At 41.0% G+C, this 20,025-nt stretch carries 12 protein-coding genes; 6 read left to right on the top strand and 6 right to left on the bottom strand.

The annotated features are described in order from the left end of the window. The first annotated feature begins 167 nt into the window (after positions 1 to 167). Together MWU78_RS07105 and MWU78_RS07100 are read left to right on the top strand one after the other, a co-directional pair. Positions 168 to 7,706 carry a gliding motility-associated C-terminal domain-containing protein gene (locus MWU78_RS07105; RefSeq protein WP_246996392.1) on the top strand — a complete coding sequence of 2,513 codons (7,539 nt, stop codon included), beginning with the start codon at positions 168 to 170 and terminating at the stop codon, positions 7,704 to 7,706. Between the two features lie 2 nt (positions 7,707 to 7,708). Beyond that, positions 7,709 to 8,707, top strand: coding sequence for a PorP/SprF family type IX secretion system membrane protein (locus MWU78_RS07100; RefSeq protein WP_246996390.1), 999 nt, complete (start codon positions 7,709 to 7,711; stop codon positions 8,705 to 8,707). Positions 8,708 to 8,757: 50 nt separating this feature from the next. On the opposite strand, the gene MWU78_RS07095 is transcribed toward MWU78_RS07100, so the two are convergent. The 3 genes from MWU78_RS07095 to MWU78_RS07085 are packed head-to-tail and all read right to left on the bottom strand — an operon-like array spanning position 8,758 to position 12,306. Beyond that, a complete protein-coding gene (locus MWU78_RS07095; RefSeq protein ID WP_246996388.1) occupies positions 8,758 to 9,810 on the bottom strand; it encodes an amidohydrolase family protein in 1,053 nt (350 codons plus the stop codon). Then, the gene (locus tag MWU78_RS07090; RefSeq protein ID WP_246996386.1) at positions 9,789 to 10,160 is read right to left on the bottom strand and encodes a high-potential iron-sulfur protein; all 372 of its coding nucleotides are present in this window, start codon (positions 10,158 to 10,160) and stop codon (positions 9,789 to 9,791) included. The genes MWU78_RS07095 and MWU78_RS07090 overlap by 22 nt, the downstream gene beginning before the upstream one ends. Before the next feature lie 49 nt (positions 10,161 to 10,209). Continuing rightward, positions 10,210 to 12,306, bottom strand: a complete 2,097-nt coding sequence (locus MWU78_RS07085) for a PVC-type heme-binding CxxCH protein (RefSeq protein WP_246996384.1) — start codon at positions 12,304 to 12,306, stop codon at positions 10,210 to 10,212. Between the two features lie 418 nt (positions 12,307 to 12,724). Between MWU78_RS07085 and MWU78_RS07080 the strand changes: the two genes are divergently transcribed. The 4 genes from MWU78_RS07080 (at position 12,725) to MWU78_RS07065 (ending at position 16,649) form a co-directional block, all read left to right on the top strand. Then, positions 12,725 to 14,371: a sulfatase gene (locus tag MWU78_RS07080; RefSeq protein WP_348647076.1), complete on the top strand. Its 1,647-nt coding sequence runs from the start codon at positions 12,725 to 12,727 to the stop codon at positions 14,369 to 14,371. 130 nt (positions 14,372 to 14,501) lie between these two features. Continuing rightward, positions 14,502 to 14,687 carry an oxidoreductase C-terminal domain-containing protein gene (locus MWU78_RS07075; protein WP_246996382.1) on the top strand — a complete coding sequence of 62 codons (186 nt, stop codon included), beginning with the start codon at positions 14,502 to 14,504 and terminating at the stop codon, positions 14,685 to 14,687. 33 nt (positions 14,688 to 14,720) lie between these two features. Continuing rightward, complete coding sequence (locus tag MWU78_RS07070; protein ID WP_246996380.1) at positions 14,721 to 15,839, top strand: alcohol dehydrogenase catalytic domain-containing protein; 1,119 nt, start codon at positions 14,721 to 14,723, stop codon at positions 15,837 to 15,839. Positions 15,840 to 15,848: 9 nt separating this feature from the next. Beyond that, positions 15,849 to 16,649: an alpha/beta hydrolase-fold protein gene (locus MWU78_RS07065; RefSeq protein ID WP_246996379.1), complete on the top strand. Its 801-nt coding sequence runs from the start codon at positions 15,849 to 15,851 to the stop codon at positions 16,647 to 16,649. A gap of 176 nt (positions 16,650 to 16,825) precedes the next feature. Here the strand turns inward: MWU78_RS07065 and MWU78_RS07060 are convergent, their stop codons facing one another. The 3 genes from MWU78_RS07060 to MWU78_RS07050 are packed head-to-tail and all read right to left on the bottom strand — an operon-like array spanning position 16,826 to position 19,703. Further along, entirely contained in the window at positions 16,826 to 17,845 is a 1,020-nt protein-coding gene (locus MWU78_RS07060; RefSeq protein WP_246996377.1) for a hypothetical protein, read from the bottom strand. Then, on the bottom strand, positions 17,842 to 19,017 hold the full coding sequence (locus MWU78_RS07055) for a M20 family metallopeptidase (protein ID WP_246996375.1): 1,176 nt from the start codon (positions 19,015 to 19,017) through the stop codon (positions 17,842 to 17,844). Before MWU78_RS07055 ends, MWU78_RS07060 begins: the two co-directional genes overlap by 4 nt. Next, the gene (locus MWU78_RS07050; RefSeq protein ID WP_246996373.1) at positions 19,014 to 19,703 is read right to left on the bottom strand and encodes a flavin reductase; all 690 of its coding nucleotides are present in this window, start codon (positions 19,701 to 19,703) and stop codon (positions 19,014 to 19,016) included. The genes MWU78_RS07055 and MWU78_RS07050 overlap by 4 nt, the downstream gene beginning before the upstream one ends. Positions 19,704 to 20,025: the final 322 nt, after the last annotated feature.

Below are 20,025 nucleotides of genomic sequence, written 5' to 3'. Positions count from 1 at the left end.
GTCTTTCACCACAGGAAAATAGAGTTTCACAACAAAACCGTAGTTGTGGTCCCTATATGAGGAAAAAAGCTGCAATATATTGAACTCCTGTCCCGTTATAAGGTCTTTCCTACAAGATGGAATTTAAAGCACTATTTAATTGCAATTATAACATAAGGGGCCACATCATGATAAAATCGACCGCAAAACTATTACTGCTAATCCTGTTGTTTAGTTTTAACGCTTGGAATAGTACAGCTCAGGTTTCTACCAGTCTGCAGAATACCAATTTCAATTCCTGTGGTAGCAATCTACCCCAATCCGAACTAAATCTTGGAAATTTGGTTTTGACCGAAGCCTTGGCAACGGATTTTGGTACTGGCACCTACACTTTTTTTATTCAGGCACCCTCCAATTTCACAATCAACGCCACTACCATGCTGAAGTCGGGGGCCGATATTTCAAATGCCATCGTAACCCAGGATTCCGGCAATGCCTCTAGACTGCAGGTTACCCTTACTGTTGATGCCCAAACTACCAATGATATAATTACTATTGAAAATGTTAGAATACAACTAATTCCAAGTGCCACTTCTACAGACGGGAATTTGAAATATATTTTAAATGGGAATGCCAATAAAATTAATGCACTGGTGGATGCCCAAAATTTGGCTACCATTTCGTTTACACCACTAACGGGAGGTACCGGTGTAAACCAACAAGTATGTGCCATTAACGACGTCCAGAATATAAGTATTACGGGATCTAACATAACCCAAACCAGAACCTTTGCATGGGAAAAGGACGTAAACGGGAACTGGACTGCCATAGCCAATTCCAATACTGAAATCTTAGTGGTGGACAAACCATCCTTCCCTAATGGTATTAGCAGATATAGACGTTTAACCACCTTTACTTTGTATGGGGAGTCCTGTACTCAGATCAGTACCCCGGCAACGATAACGGTAAATGAAATATACCCAGGTAGTATTACCGACGGTACCGGTCAAAACGTTTGCGCAACACAAATACCTGAACAATTGAGTACCTCAGGAGATGTTGCAGTAACGCCAGCAGGTACTACAAGCTATCAATGGTATAAAAACGATTCCGGACCTTGGGAACTTATCGCAGGAGCGACGGATAATTTCTATCAACCTACAGCCTTATCCGTAACCACTTCGTTCAAAAGACGGGTTACCAACGTCTTGAACGGATTTAGCTGTTTTAAGGAAACACCTGCCGTCTCCATTATTGTAAATTCTGCAGTTTTAGGAGGAACCGCTACAAATCAGAATATATGTTCCATAAGTGATCTACAATTATTAACCATAAATAATGGGGAAAACAATGGAACTTATCAATGGCAAAAATATAATGGAAGTACTTGGGAAAATATAAGTGGAGCTACTTTAAGCACTTATAATGCGAGTTCCAACTTAAATCCTGGGACTGAAGATTTTAGAAGGGTTACTACCGTTTCAGGAGCCAGTTGTCAGGGCATAAGTACAGTTGCTACCATAACCTATACCAATTTTGGAGTAGGCAGTATTGTTGGTGCTGAAACTGTGTGTTACAATGCTGTCCCAAACACTATAACATCGGACGCCAATGCTACGGGAACGGGAACCATATCCTATAAATGGGAACAATTTAATGGTAGTTCATGGACTGTCATTTCCGGAGCCAACAATGCGGAATATCAACCAACTGCCCTTACACAAACAACAACATTTAGAAGGCAGGATAATATACTCTTAAACGGTTATACTTGTTCCGATTATACCAATGAAATAGAGATTACCGTTCTTGGTCAAATTAACGGAGGTACAGCAAGTGCAGACCAAACTATTTGTGCAGGGGAAACACCCAATGCAATAACTATTAACAATGCCACAGCAGCAGGTCCGAACATTAGCTACCAATGGCAATCGGCAACCACAGGTAGTTTTACAAATATTAGCGGGGAAACCAATGCAGTTTATAATTTTGCAGGGGCACCAACTGTTACCACAAGATATAGAAGACAAACCATAGTTTCCAATAACTCCAAAGTATGTTTTCAAAATTCTACTGTAAGCACTGTTTATGTAAACAGCCTTAACTTAGGAACAATTGGCAACAACCAAAATGTTTGTGCAGGACAAGCTCCTAGCACCATTATCAATATAGGAAATACGACCGCCGCTGGCAACCTAACATATGCTTGGGAAGCCTCGACCGATAATGGGGCAAGCTGGAGCCCGATAGCTTCCGCTACCGGTTCTACATATACCCCTGGTATACTTGCAACATCTACCAAATATAGAAGACAGGATACCACCACCTTAAACGGAAAGGTGTGTACTGGATACACCAATGAAGTCTCCATAATTGTAGCTGGTGCTATTTCCGGGGGAGAAGGGTCTGCGGACCAAACTATTTGTGAAGGTGATATCCCATCAACCATTACAGTTTCCAACGGCACGCCCGCAGGTACAGGGATTAATTTCCAGTGGTATTCGTCCACCGACAATGTCAATTACACTTTAATGAGCGGGGAAACTGGTGAAGAATTAAATTTCTCCACTGGATTAACAACATCGACCTATTTTAGGAGAAACGTTACCAATACTAACAATGGCAATACTTGTGAGGCGTCAAGTCTTCCAACCTTGGTCACCCTAATAACCTTAAACGAAGGGACTATTTCACAAACCCAGACCGTTTGTGGCTCTAGTCTTGTGGCTCCCATTACCAGTTCGGCCGATGCAAGTTCCAATGGCGCTATAAGCTATATCTGGCAGAGTTCTCCGGATGGAAACACTTGGGCCGATATTGCCAATACCAATCAAGCTACCTACACCCCTACAAATACTGGGGATTTACAAACCTACTATAGAAGGAAAGCTAGTTCAACATTGCAAAGCGTCACTTGTGAAGCCATAACCACTCCGGTAATAGTTTACGTAAATAAATTCATCAATGGGGACAGCCATAATATTACTTTTTCTTCTGGAGCAACCGGCGAAACGGTAGTGTGTAATGGCGGAGATCCACAAGCCTTTAGCACCAATTTTCAGCTGATCGCCTCAGGGCAGGTTACCTACCAATGGATAGTTTCCAATGACAATGCAACTTTTACAGATATCCCTGGTGCTACCTCTGCTACCTATGACCCACCGGCAGTAACCGAGAACTATTATTATTATAAAAGAATAACCACCTCTACCTTAAATGGTGTAGTGTGCAGTGTAACAAGTAATCCATTGAAGATTATCAATGGTGGAGATGCCACGGGGGGTACTATTGGTACAGTCAATAGTTTTAGCCCAAATGCTCCCAATGAAGAAGTAATTTGTAGGGACGACATTCCAAGTGAAATTCAGCAATTGACCTCTTCCACGGGACAAACTCTAACTTATCAATGGTATGCGAATGGCAGTCCTATACTTAATGCAACCGGAATAAACTATACTCCGACTGCTAATCTAAGCAGTACCACCACTTATATTAGAACCACTATCAGTACGAATCCAGACAATTCAGAATGTACAGTAGACAGCAATCCGGTAACCGTTTTGGTCCCACAGGCAGACGATTTAGGACCAGACATTACAATTTGTTCCGGATCATCCCCTGGAACCCTTGGCAACTCAAGCGCCATAGAAGGACTCGATTATTTGGATTTCAAATGGTATGAATCTAATGACGGAAGTACATTTTTAGAAATACCAGGTGCCACTGATGCCACCTATACACCAGGGACAGCTTTTACCTCCGATAAATATTATAGAAGGGAATATCGGGCCACAATTGATGGTGTTGTTTGCAGTGCAACTTATATTCCTAGCAATGATTTACACATAATTGTAAATGACGTAACCGGGGGCAGCATTTCAGGAGATCAAAAAATATGTTATGGGGATGATCCTTCCCCCTTGGGAAATACCGTTGACGGTACGGCAGAAGGGGTTTTAAAATATCAGTGGTATTCCTCTGAAGATGATTCCACTTGGGCCATCATAGATGGAGCAGTAAATAGTTCCTATGACCCTGAAGCTGGTAGTTTTCCGACCACCTATTTTAAAAGAACGGCTTCGTCCACCCTAAATGGTGTTGTCTGCACAGACGATAGTACAAATTCTGTTTTGGTGGAAGTTGCCGAGGAATTATTGCCAGGAACATTATTAAATAATCAAACCATTTGTGAGGGAGAGGCCCCTGCGCCACTAACCGTAACAGGCAGCAGTACCTATGGAGACCAAACTTACAATTGGTATTCATCCCCAAATGGCACAACATGGACAGATCAAGGCGTAAATACGGCCGATTATACTCCATCTGTAACACCAGGAACCATGTTCTATAAAAGGTCTATTACTAGAACCTCTCCTTTGATAAACAAAACCTGTATAGAGGAAACCAACCCTATAAAAGTCGCCGTTAATGTTGTGTATGCCGGAAAAATAACGGACAATCAATCGGTTTGTGAAGGTAGTCAACCTGTAGCCATCGTGGAATTGGAACCTGGCACAGGGGCAGGAAACCTGACCTATTCATGGAAATCTTCCCCAGACAATCAAACTTATTCGGTAGTAGCTGGGGCAACGCAGCCAAATTATACACCCCCTAGTACGTTGACCACCTCTACCTATTTCAAAAGAGTGGTTACCAGCACTATCAATGGTGTGGCCTGTAGTGATGAGACCTCACCGAAATTAGTGACGGTAATACCTTACCCCATAATTGACAACGAAGCCATAATTGATAACGATATTACTAATGTAAGTTGTAATGCAGGGAATGACGGTAGTATTGTTATACCGAACGGTAGAATTACCGGAGGAAATACCGCCCAAGAACAAATAAATACCATAACCCTTTTTGGAACTCCAACATTAAACAATACGTACAGTATAATAATTGATGGTAAGGTCTATGATCATCAAGTTACCAATAACGGCATTAATCAGCTACAGGATAATAATGAGGTGGCTGCCGCACTAGTACAGAAAATAACTACTGCAACCGGTGCAAACTTAAGTCCGGCCCTAGCAACAAGCAGTTTCAATGAAATTACCTTGACCGCCAAAGTTGCTGGTATTGGGTTTACGGCATATGTAAGTACTGGATCCGACCCCAATGTCAGTTCATCCAACGTAATTACACAACCAAATTCGGTTGCAAATACTTATGTATGGTCCAAAATAGGGGATAATAGCTTTACGGCCTCTACCTTAAGCATAAGCAATCTTACTGCCGGAGCCTACCAATTAACGGTTTACAACGAATTCTGTGGAACCACGTCGACTCCGTTTATAGTATCAGAACCCGAGGTGTTGACCCTAAATATTGGGGATACCTGTAATACGGCTATTACCGCCTATAGTACAGGAGGAATAGCGCCTTTTACCTTTACGCTTACAAGGCCTAACGGTACCACTTCGGTACAGACATCGAACAATCCAAATATTACCTATACCAATTTAACCGGTGGAGCCACGTACAACATAAGTGTACAGGATGCCTCTTGTGGAATACAGGAATCGCAATCCGTAACCTTGCCTATGGGGCTACAATTTGATCAAGCTACCGTGGTGGTTGAAAACGCCACTTGTTATGGCCAAAATGATGGCAGCATTAGTTTAAACATTGGAGCTACAACAGTAACTGGGGGGTATCCTCCATATAACTTCAGTTGGACCGGTCCCAATAATGCCAACTTTACCACAGAAAATATCAGCAACTTGGTACCTGGGGTGTATGTACTATCCGTAACGGACCAACTTGGTTGTTCAACAACATATACTGCAAATGTGGCTTCAAAAGCGCAATTGGAAATCAGTAGTGTACAGGTTATCAACCAGCAATTGCAATGTGCTGGTGATGCCAATGCAGAAATTAGCATACAGATAAGTTCTGATCCTAGCAGTCAGTTACAAATAAACTGGTATAAAAATGGAACCAGTTATTCTACCAACAACACCAGTCTTACCAATTTGGGAGGAGGTAGCTATGAGGTAGTGATCATTGATACCAATAGTGATGCCAATACTCCATGTACCGTTAGACAGACATTTGTCATTACTGCTCCAACCGTATTTAGCGCTACCGAGGTAACCAATGGAAATACGAGTTGTGTGGATGCCAATATCGGAAGGGATTTTACCTTTAGGGTACAGGGAGGTACGTCGCCTTTCCAGTATTCTTTGGATGGAGGTACTCCTGTAATATTCACCAATACCCAAACCACAATAAGCTCGCTTTCCAATGACAGTCATGTTATAGAGGTAACCGATGCCAACCAATGTGTTGTACAAACGTTTACCATGGAGAGTTATGAGCCTATGGATTATTCCGGTTCCAAATCTTACACCATTCCTTCTTGTGAAGTTACTTACGCGTTCAGTTTGAATACCAATTTGATTTCAGGAGGAAAGCCCTTTATGGATGGGGGTAACAATCCATATTACTTTTACGATTGGAGGGGACCCAATAATTTTGTAGCCCAGGACATCACCAGTTTTGATGCCGTTGCAGGTTCTTATTGGTTAACGATTACAGACAGTAATGACTGTTCCTCTCAGGAAATTGAATTTACCTTTAATACCACCTATACTCCGATAGTTGTGAACAAGACAATAACTCCAGTAAGTTGTGGAGCTACCAATGATGGGGCAATTTCCATTGCCGTAAGTGGTGGCCTAAGACCATATACCATTACTTGGGAAAAAGAAACTGCTGGTACGGCCAACAATCCCGATCCAGTATTTACTCCTTTCGGTCAAAACATAACCCAATTGAATGGCCTGGAAGAAGGTAGGTTAAGACTTACTGTTACAAGTAACATAAATGGATGTAGTAATGCCGATCCGGCGTATTATTACCAGGAAATCATAACAATCAATAAAGCTCAATCGCTTCAACTGTTAGATGGACCTTATTTAGATCAATCCCTTTGCTTGGGTAATCCGGGTAGTATTTCAGTAACGGTTTTTAATAGTCAACCTGGCGATTTAAGCTTCTACTATGAAAATGCGCTTGTGCCTTCCGTAAAAACTGGCACGAATACATATTCTGTTCAAATTGGAAATCCATTGGACAACGCTACCCTTAATGTGGTCAATGATCAAGGTTGTGGAATTGCGATGCCTATTAGTGCGGGTGTAACAGACCCAGCATTTTCCTATACATCGGACGAATACGAAATTACAGGTCTATTAATGGCTAAGGAGGAGATTCGATTTAGTATAACCAGCGAACCTGGTTATGGCAATGCTTCATGGGATTTTGGGGATGGAAGTCCAATAATAAACGTAGACCCTGCTACCGACGGTATTATGACCACACATAAATTTAGTTACCCAGGTATTTTTACCACAACGCTAACTTTATTTAACAAAGAGGGTTGTAGTAAAACAGTGGAACAAAGCCTACAGGTAGGTAACGGTTATGATGTAATGTTCCCTAATGTGTTCTCGGCCAATGCTGATGGAATAAATGATTATTTCCAGGGAGAATTTACTGGAATGGCTTCCTTTACCTTTCAAATTTATGATATGTGGGGATCCTTGATCTACAGTGTAGCATATAACTTTGACGACATGCCAGTAAATTGGGGATGGAACGGTAATTACAGTTCGGGCAAACCCTATAAAAATACGTCTTTCCGATATTTATTTGTTGGAACCACCAAAGACAACAAACAAATAACCAAAACCGGCGAAGCCTCAATATTACGCTAGAGATGAAAAAACTTAATATAATAATCCTCCTACTTATTTTAATTTCGTTGGGGGCCAATGCCCAAGAGAAATTCGTGCACAACCTTAGTAAGGTTCCGGCTTCCTTAAATCCAAGTTTTCATGCCTTTAAGGACAAGACTAGGATAGGGGTATTGGCTGAATTTGCAAGTCAAAATCAAGGGGCACAATCCCAGCACAAATATGCTTTTGGGTCAACCGCTTTTGAAGAGTACAATTTTCAATTGGGCTTGGATTTATTCAACAATAATTTAAACAACTCCGGATTTAATTATACTTCAGCGGCCTTGAGTTATATGTACAAATTGGTATTGAAGAACGATTGGATCCTATATCCTGGAATAACGGCGGCATATAGCAACTATAGGTACGATTTTAACAATCTCACCTTTCAGGATCAAATTAACATATTTACCGGTCAGATTAGTGCAAACACCATTGACCCCATTACAGCCTCGGAAAATATTGGCTATTTGGATATGGGTGCTTCTGTTTTGATACATAACGATATTAATATGCTCTTTGGACTATCCCTTAAACATTTGAATCAACCTAGAATCTCGTCAAAACAGAGCGAAAATAATGTGAATTTAAATATGCTTATTTCAGGGCAGTTTGGATATGAATTGAACATTAATAAATATGGACAGGCCAAATTACCCCAATACTCATATCTATATTTGTTCAATGCAGTATCTGTACAAGGCCCAAATACTAGATTGGATTTCTATCAGGATTTTACCCTCGGAAATTTTAGTATAGGTATAAATGAGCATCTCAATTATATGGAAAATGCTTCATTCTCCGAAATAGGATTTGCTACCAGCCTTACCCTTGAGACTTTTGAATTTGGATTAAACTATAGGGTGCCATTTGGTGGTGAGGCCAAACAGATTATTCCCAATTCATTGGAACTATTCTTGGTCTTTGATATCTCTAGATTTAAGGAGCGCAGAAGATCGGATTATAGTAAGTTTTATTAACTTAGGCTTACTTGACCATTGGTAAAATCATCATGAAATAAAATAATTAATTAAAGACGGAATAATTTCTTGGCATTATCATATAATAATTTACGTTCGGTCGACTTAGAAACCAACTTACGTATCTCAGCGATATCTAGAGTACCGGAACAACTATCCGGATCCGAGGCTGTTGGGTCCGCACAATCACTACCGTACAATAACTTGTCTTTGTGCCTTTCCAAGAAAAACCTGGCATGGTCTTCATCTCTTGTAAGTGCACTAAAACCTGAGCCTGCAGAAAGATCGCCATACATGTTCGGATAATCGCTCAGATATCGATCTGTAATTCCTCCCGGTGTTACAGGGTCTTTAGGATACAGGATTGATTGGTCTTTATGATTTTTGTCAATATTGGCCCACCAGGTTTGCGCATGTCCAATGAAATTTACTTTCGGATATTTTTCCAACATTTTATAAAAACGTTCGAAGCCATAATTATACATTTCATGCTGCCAATGCATAAGTACCGGTACATTATAATTTTGAGCCAATTGGTAAATTTTTTGCATCTCTGGTGAATCACATGTAACGCCGAATTTTAATTCACCAATAACCACTGCACCCAATTTTAAATATTTTTCAATCTCATAAAGGCCATCTTTCATATCAGGAACAGCACAAGCCCCAAAGAGGAATTCCTTCTTATGTTGGCTTGCAAATAAGTAACACTCTGCATTTCCTCCTGCTTCTGCTTGCAATCCATTGGCCACGCCTTGGTGAGTGGATGGTGAATTTACTGGACGCCCTGATGGTAAAAGGATAGTAGTAGTAATGCCCATTGCCCTTTGATGTGCCAGCAGCTGTTGATCTGTGCGTTGAACGTAATGGGTGTGCTGATGAATGTCAATTATTGGTTCTTTTTTTATGCTTGAAATTTCATTGAACGCGTTTAGTTTTAAAGAGGTTCCAAGAGCGAGCAAACTCGTACTTGCTATAAATTCACGACGGGAAAAACTTTTTTTTAACTGTGACATAACAACTAAATTAATAGGGGAGTGGTTAAAATCTTTTTTTACTTTTTCTATTTGAAGCTTTTCAATTATGCAGTTACTGCCGCCCATTGAATACAATGGCCCTCGACATAAACGGGTCCTTTAAAAAGGATACATCCCCCACATTTTTTATCTGGCTTCGCAGGAATATAGAGCGCGCAATTACCACATGAATTATCAGGAACGGCAGATTGTTTTACATATCCTAAGCTTTGGCGCTTTTTAATTTCTCCCTCACCTACATCTGTTAGGTCATTGCAAGGGTCTTCCAAATTGCTTTGGATCTGGGTCTCACTTTCATCTCCGGCTGATTCATTTTTACCGCGACAGTTAAGAAGCAGCATACCCCCTATAAATAAACAGGCGCTACTAAAGCATTTATTAATAAAATTCCTTCTGGAATAGTTCTTGTTGCCCATTTTTAAAACTGTTTTTTAAAAGATATAATTTGATGTAATAAGCTAATGTTCATTTAGGATAGATTTCCAATAAATCCTGTATTGCTTTAGGGGCATTACCCTCTGCTTCCGAAGAAATAATTTTTAGTTTTTCTTTTAATGAATCTTCCCATTCCGTAGATTTCTCTAATCCTTCGACCAATCCCTTAATACTTGCCGACTGCCATCCTGCTGTATTTGATGGTGAAGATTGAGCCAGTATACTTAATAAACCTGAGACTTGGCTTTTATCATTACGAGCACCAATTACATAGGAGCAAGTCTCAATAAATTTTAGTTTCCAGGATGAAGCTTCCTTAAAAAAAGAATTCTTCTCTAAAGTTTTTAAAAGGTCAATACCTGATCCAGCTTCTGAGCTCAATATTGCAATACTGAACCATGAACTCTGCCCATGTAGCTCCAACGCCTTTGCCAGTGCGGTGACTACCGTATTATCTTTAAATTGACCCAAACTCAAAGTAGCCTGGAAAGCAACCCTGATCGAAGGGTCATTGATCATTTCTGCCAACTGGGATAAACAATCAGGAAATCGTTCGGCAAGTATCGCTGCATTTTCTCTAACTCCAGCTGAAGGATCATTCATAGCGGTCTTAACAGTAGCTGCATCCAGAGCATCCATTCCTTCCAGAACATATAAAGCATGTAATCTGAATCTTGGATTTTTACTTTGGGCAAACACAGCGCTTACCTCGGGTAACACACTTTTATCCTGGCGCTCCAAAAGAAGCCTTTGAGCTGTAAGATTCCACCATCGATTTTCATGCTGCAACGCTTTAACCAGTTCGGAAGAAGATGCTTTACTGAGATTAGGGCTAACTGGTTTATAAGGACCATCATCTTTAGGTATTATTCTGTAAATACGCCCATATTCACTCCCGGCGTCAAAGTCCATGGTCTCCTGTAGGTCTTCAGGGATAGACATTGGAGTTTCAATATGCTGCCGGTACATATCCATAATATAAAGATAACCATCAGGGCCTACAGAGAAATTTGCAGGACGAAACCATGAATCCGTAGTTGCCATAAATTCTTTATCTTTTTCCTTTTCTCCTCGCTTTGCAACCCTATAAGGCAAACTATCAACAACAGAAATAATATCTCGGTGCACCAAGCTGCCTGCAACTTCACCTGTAAATATATTACCATAATATTCTTTTGGAAACTTATCGCCATCGTAGAACGTTCCCCCTGAAGCCCCTGTAAAATGACCCCTTGCATATTCTACCCTGTCAAGGTTATTTTCCAGAAAATTCATATTACGACGATCGGTTCGTACCTGCCTCCAGTATGGCGTTTCACTTAACTGGTGCATAAGGGGATCATGGTCCGAAATATTTTGAATCGTACTTTTTGTTGAAGCGGGCAGATAAGGGTTTCTTTCAAGGTATCGCAAAGGAACCACTACCTCGCGGATGTGTAAGGAATTTGCTGTAAAATACCGATGGCCCCAATCGTCAATGGCAAGGCCAAATTGGCCTGGGCCTGAACTACGTTCAAATTCATTGCGGTCCAGTCGAAAGCGAAAATCGGCACCCTGCACATTTAGCCGGGGCGCATCGGGTAGGCGGCTAAAACTTATTTCACCTGCCTGCCCTCCATTATTTGCATAGATCCAGTTATCAATGCCAAAACGAAGATTGGTGATTTGCACTTCTTCATTCTTATTAAAGAAGCCGCTAAAAAGAATCTCTTTTAAATCTGAACGTCCATCTCCATCAGTATCCTTGTAATACGTGATATTGGGCGCTGCGCATACCAGCAGGCCACCCTTCCATGGCAACACACTGGTTGCCTCCCTAAGACTGTCTACAAAAACGGTAGACGTGTCGGCCCTTCCGTCTCCATTAGTGTCCTTTAACAGAACTATTTTTCCTTTTCCTTTTACAGAATCGTCCTTGTAGGCATCCAGCATGCCGACAACGTAAGCATTTCCGTCTCCATCATACTGCATGGACACAGGGTCTATGACCAATGGTTCCGATGCGAAAATTTCCGCCTTAAAGTTTTCAGCAAACTGAAAAGTTTTCAAGGACTCTTCCGGACTAAGCGGCCCTTCATACAGAGGCTTTCCCTTACAAGAAACTAAGATGATCGATAGTAATATCAAGAATTGTACATTAATTGCCAAGTACCTATTACATCTGTTTTTGTTCTGCTTAAATTTCTTTTTAGAGAAATTTATGGTTGTTACTTTTTTCAGAATTAATTATTTGAATGGTTAAAATTATCCTTAAAGTGTAAAATTTTAGTTGATCATTATCCGAAAATACTAAAAAAAGTGTATTCAAAATTAATGTTGTCCGAGGAAAATCCAAACTAATACAAAAGGCCTTGCCATTGCCATATTATTCAGTATTGGCCCTCCCATTAATACAGCAGTCCTTCATAATGGTCGAAAAAACCTAATTGGTATTTATTTAAACATGTGTGAACATACAAAAGCTCAAAAAACATTATTTTTAAAACTTGAACCAAAAATTATTATTTTGAAAAAACCGAATACTCCAACCACTTTATTATTTGCAATAGTTGCTTTGTCCCTTTTCTCCTGCGGAGACAAAACCGCGGAACAGGAAAAGACAAAACCCAACATAATATTCATTATGTCCGATGACCACACTACCCAAGGCTTCGGTATTTATGGAAGTAGGCTGGCACAGTTGAATCCGACTCCAAACTTGGACAAGATTGCCAAAGAGGGAATAATATTTGACAATTGCTTTGTAAATAATGCCATTTGTACACCCAGCAGAGCGGCAATTATTTCGGGACAGAATTCACAGGCCAATGGAGTGTTAGATCTAGAGGGAGCTATTGGCCTGGAAAAGCAGTATCTGCCAAAAGAGATGAAGAAATTAGGGTATCAAACCGCCATAGTGGGAAAGTGGCACTTGCATGATGAGCCTGCAGCTTTTGATTATTATAAGGTTCTACCAGGGCAGGGAAATTATTTTGATCCTGAATTTCTTGTAAGAGGGGAAAAATCATGGCCCCAAAATGTGGTTCAGACCAAAGGTCATTCTTCGGACAATATCATGGATATCACCCTGGATTATTTAAAAAACGAAAGGGACCCAAACAAACCGTTTTTCCTAATGCACCATTTTAAGGCTCCCCATGATGATTTTGAATATGCACCAAGATATGAAGACTATTTGGCGGATACCTTTATTCCTGAGCCGGAGAGCCTTTATAACAACGGTAACAACGGTTCTGTAGCTACAAGAGGTAAGAACGATTCCCTTACCAGGATCATTGGGTCCTCAGTTTCTCACAGGAATCTAATACGCCATCAGGCCAACAATATATATTGGAATGACACCACTGTTTATAAAAAATATAGAAATGCCCGGGACATTGCCCCATCGGAATATGTAAAGTGGGAAATGACAGGTGACGAAAAAGAATACACCAGCAAAGTCTACCAAGATTATTTAAAGAAATACCTAAGATGTGTCAAGGGTGTGGATGATAATGTAAAGCGACTATTGGACTATTTGGAGCAGGAAGGATTATTGGAAAATACCATTATTGTCTATACCGGGGACCAAGGGTTTATGTTGGGCGAGCATGATTATATAGATAAAAGATGGATGTATGATGAATCAATGCGGATGCCATTTTTTGTACGATATCCTAAATCTATAGAAGCAGGAACCCGCACCGAAGCCATTATCAACAATACGGATTTTGCACCCACATTAATTGAAATGGCAGGGGGAAAGACCCCCGATTATATGCAAGGGCATAGTTTTAAAACCATTTTGGAAACCGGTAAGGAACCAGATAATTGGCAAAAATCTACCTACTACCGCTATTGGATGCATATGGCACACCGCCACCAAAACCCGGCCCACTTTGGAATTAGGACAAAGGATTATAAATTGATATTTTTCTATGGGAAGTATTGGGTGGATACCGATGACCCTACGGCTAGCTGGAACAAAGAAAGCTGGGGCAATGATTTTGCCAATCATACCCCTCCGGCCTGGGAGTTTTACGACCTTAAAAAAGATCCAAAGGAAATGAACAATGCCTACGGGGAAAGTGCGTATAAGGATGTTATTGCCGATTTAAAGCAACAGTTGGTAAAACAAAGGGAAGATTTAAACGAGACCGATGCCAACTATCCGCACATTCAAAAAGTAATAGACACACATTGGAATGATTAAAAGGAACTAACCTAGCTCTCTAATCAAACTAAAGAAGATAAAAACAGCTAGATTATTTGTTCGGCCTTATTTTGTGAGGTGACTTTAGGGGTATGTCCCAAACTCAAAACAATTCGGAGGACGATGCACCATGGTGAAATCCATTTTCCAAGGACGAAATGGGAAACACATAGCCGTGGATGCCGTGAACAATGCCAAAGCCTATGTCTATGGCACCAAATTGATTAAAAGAGGGGAAAGGATCAATAAAGAAAAACTATTGGATTGTACGGAAGATTTGAAAATTGCACACCTTATTAGTCCCATAATTAGTTAGAAACCCATTCTAAAAAAGCAAAAAAATAAAAGTATGTCCATAATATCCAAGAGTGCCATTGCAACCGGTGATGGTAAATTTATTATTGATCAAGTTACCCTCGGCGATCCATTGGAAAATGAGGTCTTGGTAAAAATAAAGGCGGCCGGTATCTGTCATACCGACTATGATTCCCTCAGTTGGGGAAAGCCGGTGCTTATGGGCCACGAAGGAGCCGGAATTGTGACTAAAGTAGGTTCGGCAGTGAAAAATTTCACGAAAGGAGACCAGGTCATCTTAAATTGGGCAACACCATGTATGAGCTGTTTCCAATGTCAAGAAGGCAATCAGCATATCTGCGAGAATAATTCCCCTGTTGTAGCAGGCGGAAATGGATATACCCCTGGCCATGCCCATTTGGAAGGTACCCTATGGCAAGGCAAACCCATTGAGCGCTCGTTCAATTTGGGCACACTTAGTGAGTACGCTTTAGTAAAGGAATCCGCACTGGTAAAAGTTGAACATGACAATCTAAATTTCTCTGCGGCGAGTATTATTAGCTGTGGGGTGATGACGGGTTATGGTTCCGTAGTAAATGCTGCAAAATTAAAGGCTGGAAGTTCGGTAGTGGTACTAGGTTGTGGCGGGGTTGGATTGAATGTCATCAACGCTTGCGCAATTTCTGGTGCTGCAAGTATTTTAGCAGTAGACGTAAATCCTAATAAATTGGAATTGGCAAAACAATTTGGGGCTACGGATGTTATGTTGGCCGACAAGTCCGACATGGGTCTAAGCCAATTGGCTATTAAGGTTAAGCTCTTATTTGATGGTCGCGGTGCCGATTACGCCTTTGAATGCACTGCAATTCCGTCTCTGGGAGCTGCTCCTTTGGCGATGATCAGAAATGCGGGAACAGCGGTTCAAGTTAGTGGTATTGAAGAGAAAATTACTATTGATATGCGTCTCTTCGAGTGGGACAAAATTTACATCAATCCCCTTTACGGAAAATGCAGGCCTCAGATAGATTTCCCAAAATTGATGGGATTATACAAAAAGGGAGATTTAAAATTGGATCAGATGATTACTCGGGAGTATCCACTTGAAAATTTGCAGCAGGCGTTAGACGATATGCTTCAAGGAAAAAACGCAAAGGGTGTAATAGTTTTCAATTAAATTTACGGTATGAGCAATTTTAGAACCGTAGAACTTTCGGACGAAGCGTTTGAAAACGCCGGACTAAGGTTTCTAACCATCAAAACCAACAATTTAAAGGGTAGGGGAGACATATGTCTGTTTATACCGGAGATGGAAGAAGAATTAACCGATCTTCCCATCTATATTCTCCTGCACGGAGTTTACGGCAGCTCATGGGCATGGGCCATGAAAGGAGGGGCGCATATTACGGCAAAACGATTAATGGATAAGGGAGATATTGGTCCAGCTATTATTGCGATGCCTTCGGACGGACTCTGGGGCGATGGTTCTGGCTACTTGTCCCATAAGGAAAAAGATTTTGCCCAATGGATCGTATCCGATGTACCAGCTGCCATTATTGAAACTATAGCCGGAGCAACCATAAACTCCCCATTATGCATTGGTGGATTATCTATGGGCGGATATGGTGCATTGATGCTTGGCGGGCAATTCCCCCATAAATTTAAGGCTATTTCGGCCCACAGTGCCATTACCAAGTTTGAGCAGATGGCCAATTTTGTGGGAGAACCGTTAGAGAGGTATGCCATACAAAATACCAATATCAATGTTATTGATGTTCTTCAAAAGAACAAAAAAAAATTACCGGCAATTAGGTTCGATTGCGGGACCAAGGATAGTCTCCTGGAAGCCAATAGAACTTTACACAACGAATTGTCTGCCTTGAATATTAACCACAACTACGAAGAATTTGAAGGTGGTCACGAATGGCCGTATTGGCAGAAAAATGTGGAAGCTACGCTTAGATTCTTTTACAATCATATTAAGTAATCCAAAAAATAGACCGATTTTACAACAAATTTAACCCCCCCGCGATTCCCTGTACGCAATACTAAATGTGAATACCGAAGAATCGCAGTGTCAAGTAGCTTTTGGGTATGCGCAAATCTTTTTCAAACCATGGTTATACTGCTTCAGTCCAAAACACCTCTTACCCAATAATTGAATTAAAGAGTAAAGCCAGTTTTCTCGGAAAGAATACGCTTCAATTCATCCGTAGTTGAAGCATCTATAATATTCAATGCCTTTACCCTACAAAGTTTTTCCACCAAATCCTTACCGGCAAGCGTATTGGAAGCAACACCCGTTACTATATCCGGTATCAGATCAAAAGCCTTCATAAGGCCATGAACGGCATAGGGATCGGAAGCCGCCAAAATTATACATTTAATCTGTTTCCTTAAAGCATTGATGGCAAGGTCGCCGTTATAGGGTTCCAAAGGGGAAGCGCCTATCTCAATTACGGCCACATCTGCCTTTTGATGTTCAATTTCACTTAGGAGCTGTTGCAATTTATCCCTAAAGGCTTCCCTAGGATAGATGGAGGAGGGGAGCCCAACGTCCACAAAGTCGATCACCGCATCTGCTCCCGCATCCTTAATGGCCAATATATCCTTATATCTCCCCGCTCCAGTCAGTTTGGCACCAACAACTGTGTAGCCCGCCGATTTAAATAGATTGGTTACAATCCGGGCAGAAGTAGTTTTGCCAGCAGACATGGAGGTACCAACAAAAAGAATGACCGGGGTGGTAAAGGGAATATTCTTGAAGGGCTTCACAAAGTCCTGCATATTAAGCTTCTTTCCGTTCCGCTTCGCGTGACCAATATAAAGGAGTTCCATCATATTGGGCATAAATGCAGATTTGGATGTCAATTTCCCAAGGAGTCCGGCACCTGTAAGTACAGACATTTTTAGGTCTTCCCCAACCTTGCGCCAAGTTCCTGTAGCCTCCAGGGTTGCATAGCGTTCGCCCAAAGCGCCTATTATTGCCTCGCCCCCTATAATGCCACGCATCCTCCCATTGGGAAGCTCTAGTAGCAGGGTACTACTTCCTGGGTCCAAAATTTTGCAGACCACATAATCCCCAGTTTCCCATTGGTCCCTAGGCAATTGTATTACATTAAAATCTTTTTCCGCCAAATCGCTGATCCGGGTCAGGGAAGTATGGATGTATTGATTTTTCATGTTTTTTTATATAATGGTTCAGTCAAAAGCAATAGCGTCAATAAAGATGTGCGTTCAATTAGCTTGTTCTCAAATATATACTCATGTGGGGCATGCGCCCCATCTCCCGGAGTACCCAGGCCATCCAAGGTGGCCGTATAAATACTCGTAGTATTGGCATCAGATCCTCCTCCTGAAATGGCTTGCTCTAAATTAATGCCCAGCCGTCGTCCATGTTGCTCCGCTATTTTCCACAATTCCTGATTGCGCTCTGTCCTTTCCATGGGAGGCCTACCTATGCCACCTTCAACGGTCAATTGCACATTGGGCAAGAATGGTTTTAAACCCTTTATTTTACTGGTAATCAGTATTCCATCGCCATCGTTCAAAACGCGCACATCTACCACTGCTTTACTTTCCGGAGCTACAACGTTAGGCGAAATACCTCCTTCGATCATGCCCACATTTACGGTAATCCCTTTTTCAAAATCATTCATTGCGTATAATTGCTGTACTTGATGGGACAGCTCTACAATGGCATTGATGCCTTTTTCCGGATCCAAGCCCGCATGTGCCGCTTTTCCGGTAACAGTCAAGGTAAAACGACCCAATCCCTTTCTCGCCGTTTTTAGTTTGCCATCTAGCCCTAAGGGTGGTTCAAGCACATAGGCCCGATTGGAAATTTTCGCCAATCTCTTAATACAATTGGTAGATTCCCTACTCCCAATTTCCTCGTCAGAATTGATCAATACAATTGGTGTAACCTTTAAGGGTGCCTTTATGGCCTTAAGGGTAAGCAAGGCAAAATACAATTGTGTAAGACCTGCCTTCATGTCATAGATACCAGGCCCTTTGATCATTCCATCATCGTGGGTTATGGGCATATGCTTTATAGTATCGGTTGGCCAAACCGTATCGCAATGTCCTATTATTAACTGTAGAGGTAGACTTCTGTCCCTATCCAAAGGCCGGGCATAGAGGTATCCGCCCGTATTTTTACCCGGAACTTTGATTATATGGTAACCAATAGCTTCAAATTGAACCTGTAAAAAATTCAAAATCTTATGTTGCTTTTCTATCTCACTGGTGGGGGATTCCAAAGCAACCAAATCCGTAAGAAAATTGATTAATTTTTCCTGATGGGATTCTAAGTATTCGCGTATACGGACCACTATTTCCTTTTGCTCTTTCATTTCTTAAATCCTTTGGGAAATGGAAAATTATAGGTTTGGGATATGGAGGCGAACCTTCCGGGCGGTATATACGCCAATAAGGGGAATTCATTTATTTGTTGTTGTTCATCCATTTCGGAAACCCTTATATAATCCTTATGTACAAAAACCGTTTTGATCTTCCCTGTTATAAAACTGTGGTCATCGAACCCATCAATTATTTTGAACAATTGGCATTCCATATATAAATAGGAATCTTCAATAAGTAGGGCATCTATGGTAGTAGCATTAATAGTTGGTAATGATGCTACTATTTGTTCCGATTTGTCCATGTCCGGATTTCGCGGGCTAGCACCTAAAGATGCTAGGATTACTTGATTTGGGATAGGAAAGCTTATAGAAAATTCCTTAGTTTTCTTTACATTGTGATAGGTGGAATGATTTGGGGTACACAAAAAACCGAAATAATTGGATGGTCCCAAGGGTGTGGCCATATGTTTGGGGGCCATATCATAGCCATTACCTTCCTTAGTACCTACTATAATTAAGGGAGCCACTGTGAAAAAATAATCCCAAATGGGCCTATTGGTAGGAATACGCATATAATTATCCTGTAACTGCTTTTCCATGGTAAAACGAAATGTTCTAACCAAATTTACAAAGGACCGAAGAAAATTAAACTGATATTCCTCATAACGACGAGACATGGCCAATGTCCATATTTTAACCTTCCTGATTTACCAAACACCTTAACCATCCCAGGCCTTGAATGTTGGATATTCCAATTTAATGGAGTAATAGGCCACAAAAACAAGAATTAAAAGGTAGAATATAAATATAATTGGGGAATTCTTCTAAAAAATACCGCTATGCCCATCACCCTAAAATCAATGCAATTTTTCACATCAGCCCATGTTGCTTCAATAATCCGGCCATTGCGTTGGCATCTACCACTTGGGTCTATATTGACAACAGCAGAATGGCAAATCTGTTACTAAATGAATAAGTGGACAGCAACGCCCATTTGTC

Source organism: Arenibacter sp. F26102, from assembly GCF_023015865.1.
Taxonomy (GTDB): domain Bacteria; phylum Bacteroidota; class Bacteroidia; order Flavobacteriales; family Flavobacteriaceae; genus Arenibacter.
The sequence above is the reverse complement of the archived record's forward strand: the minus strand, read 5'-3'. Positions and strand labels throughout refer to the sequence as shown.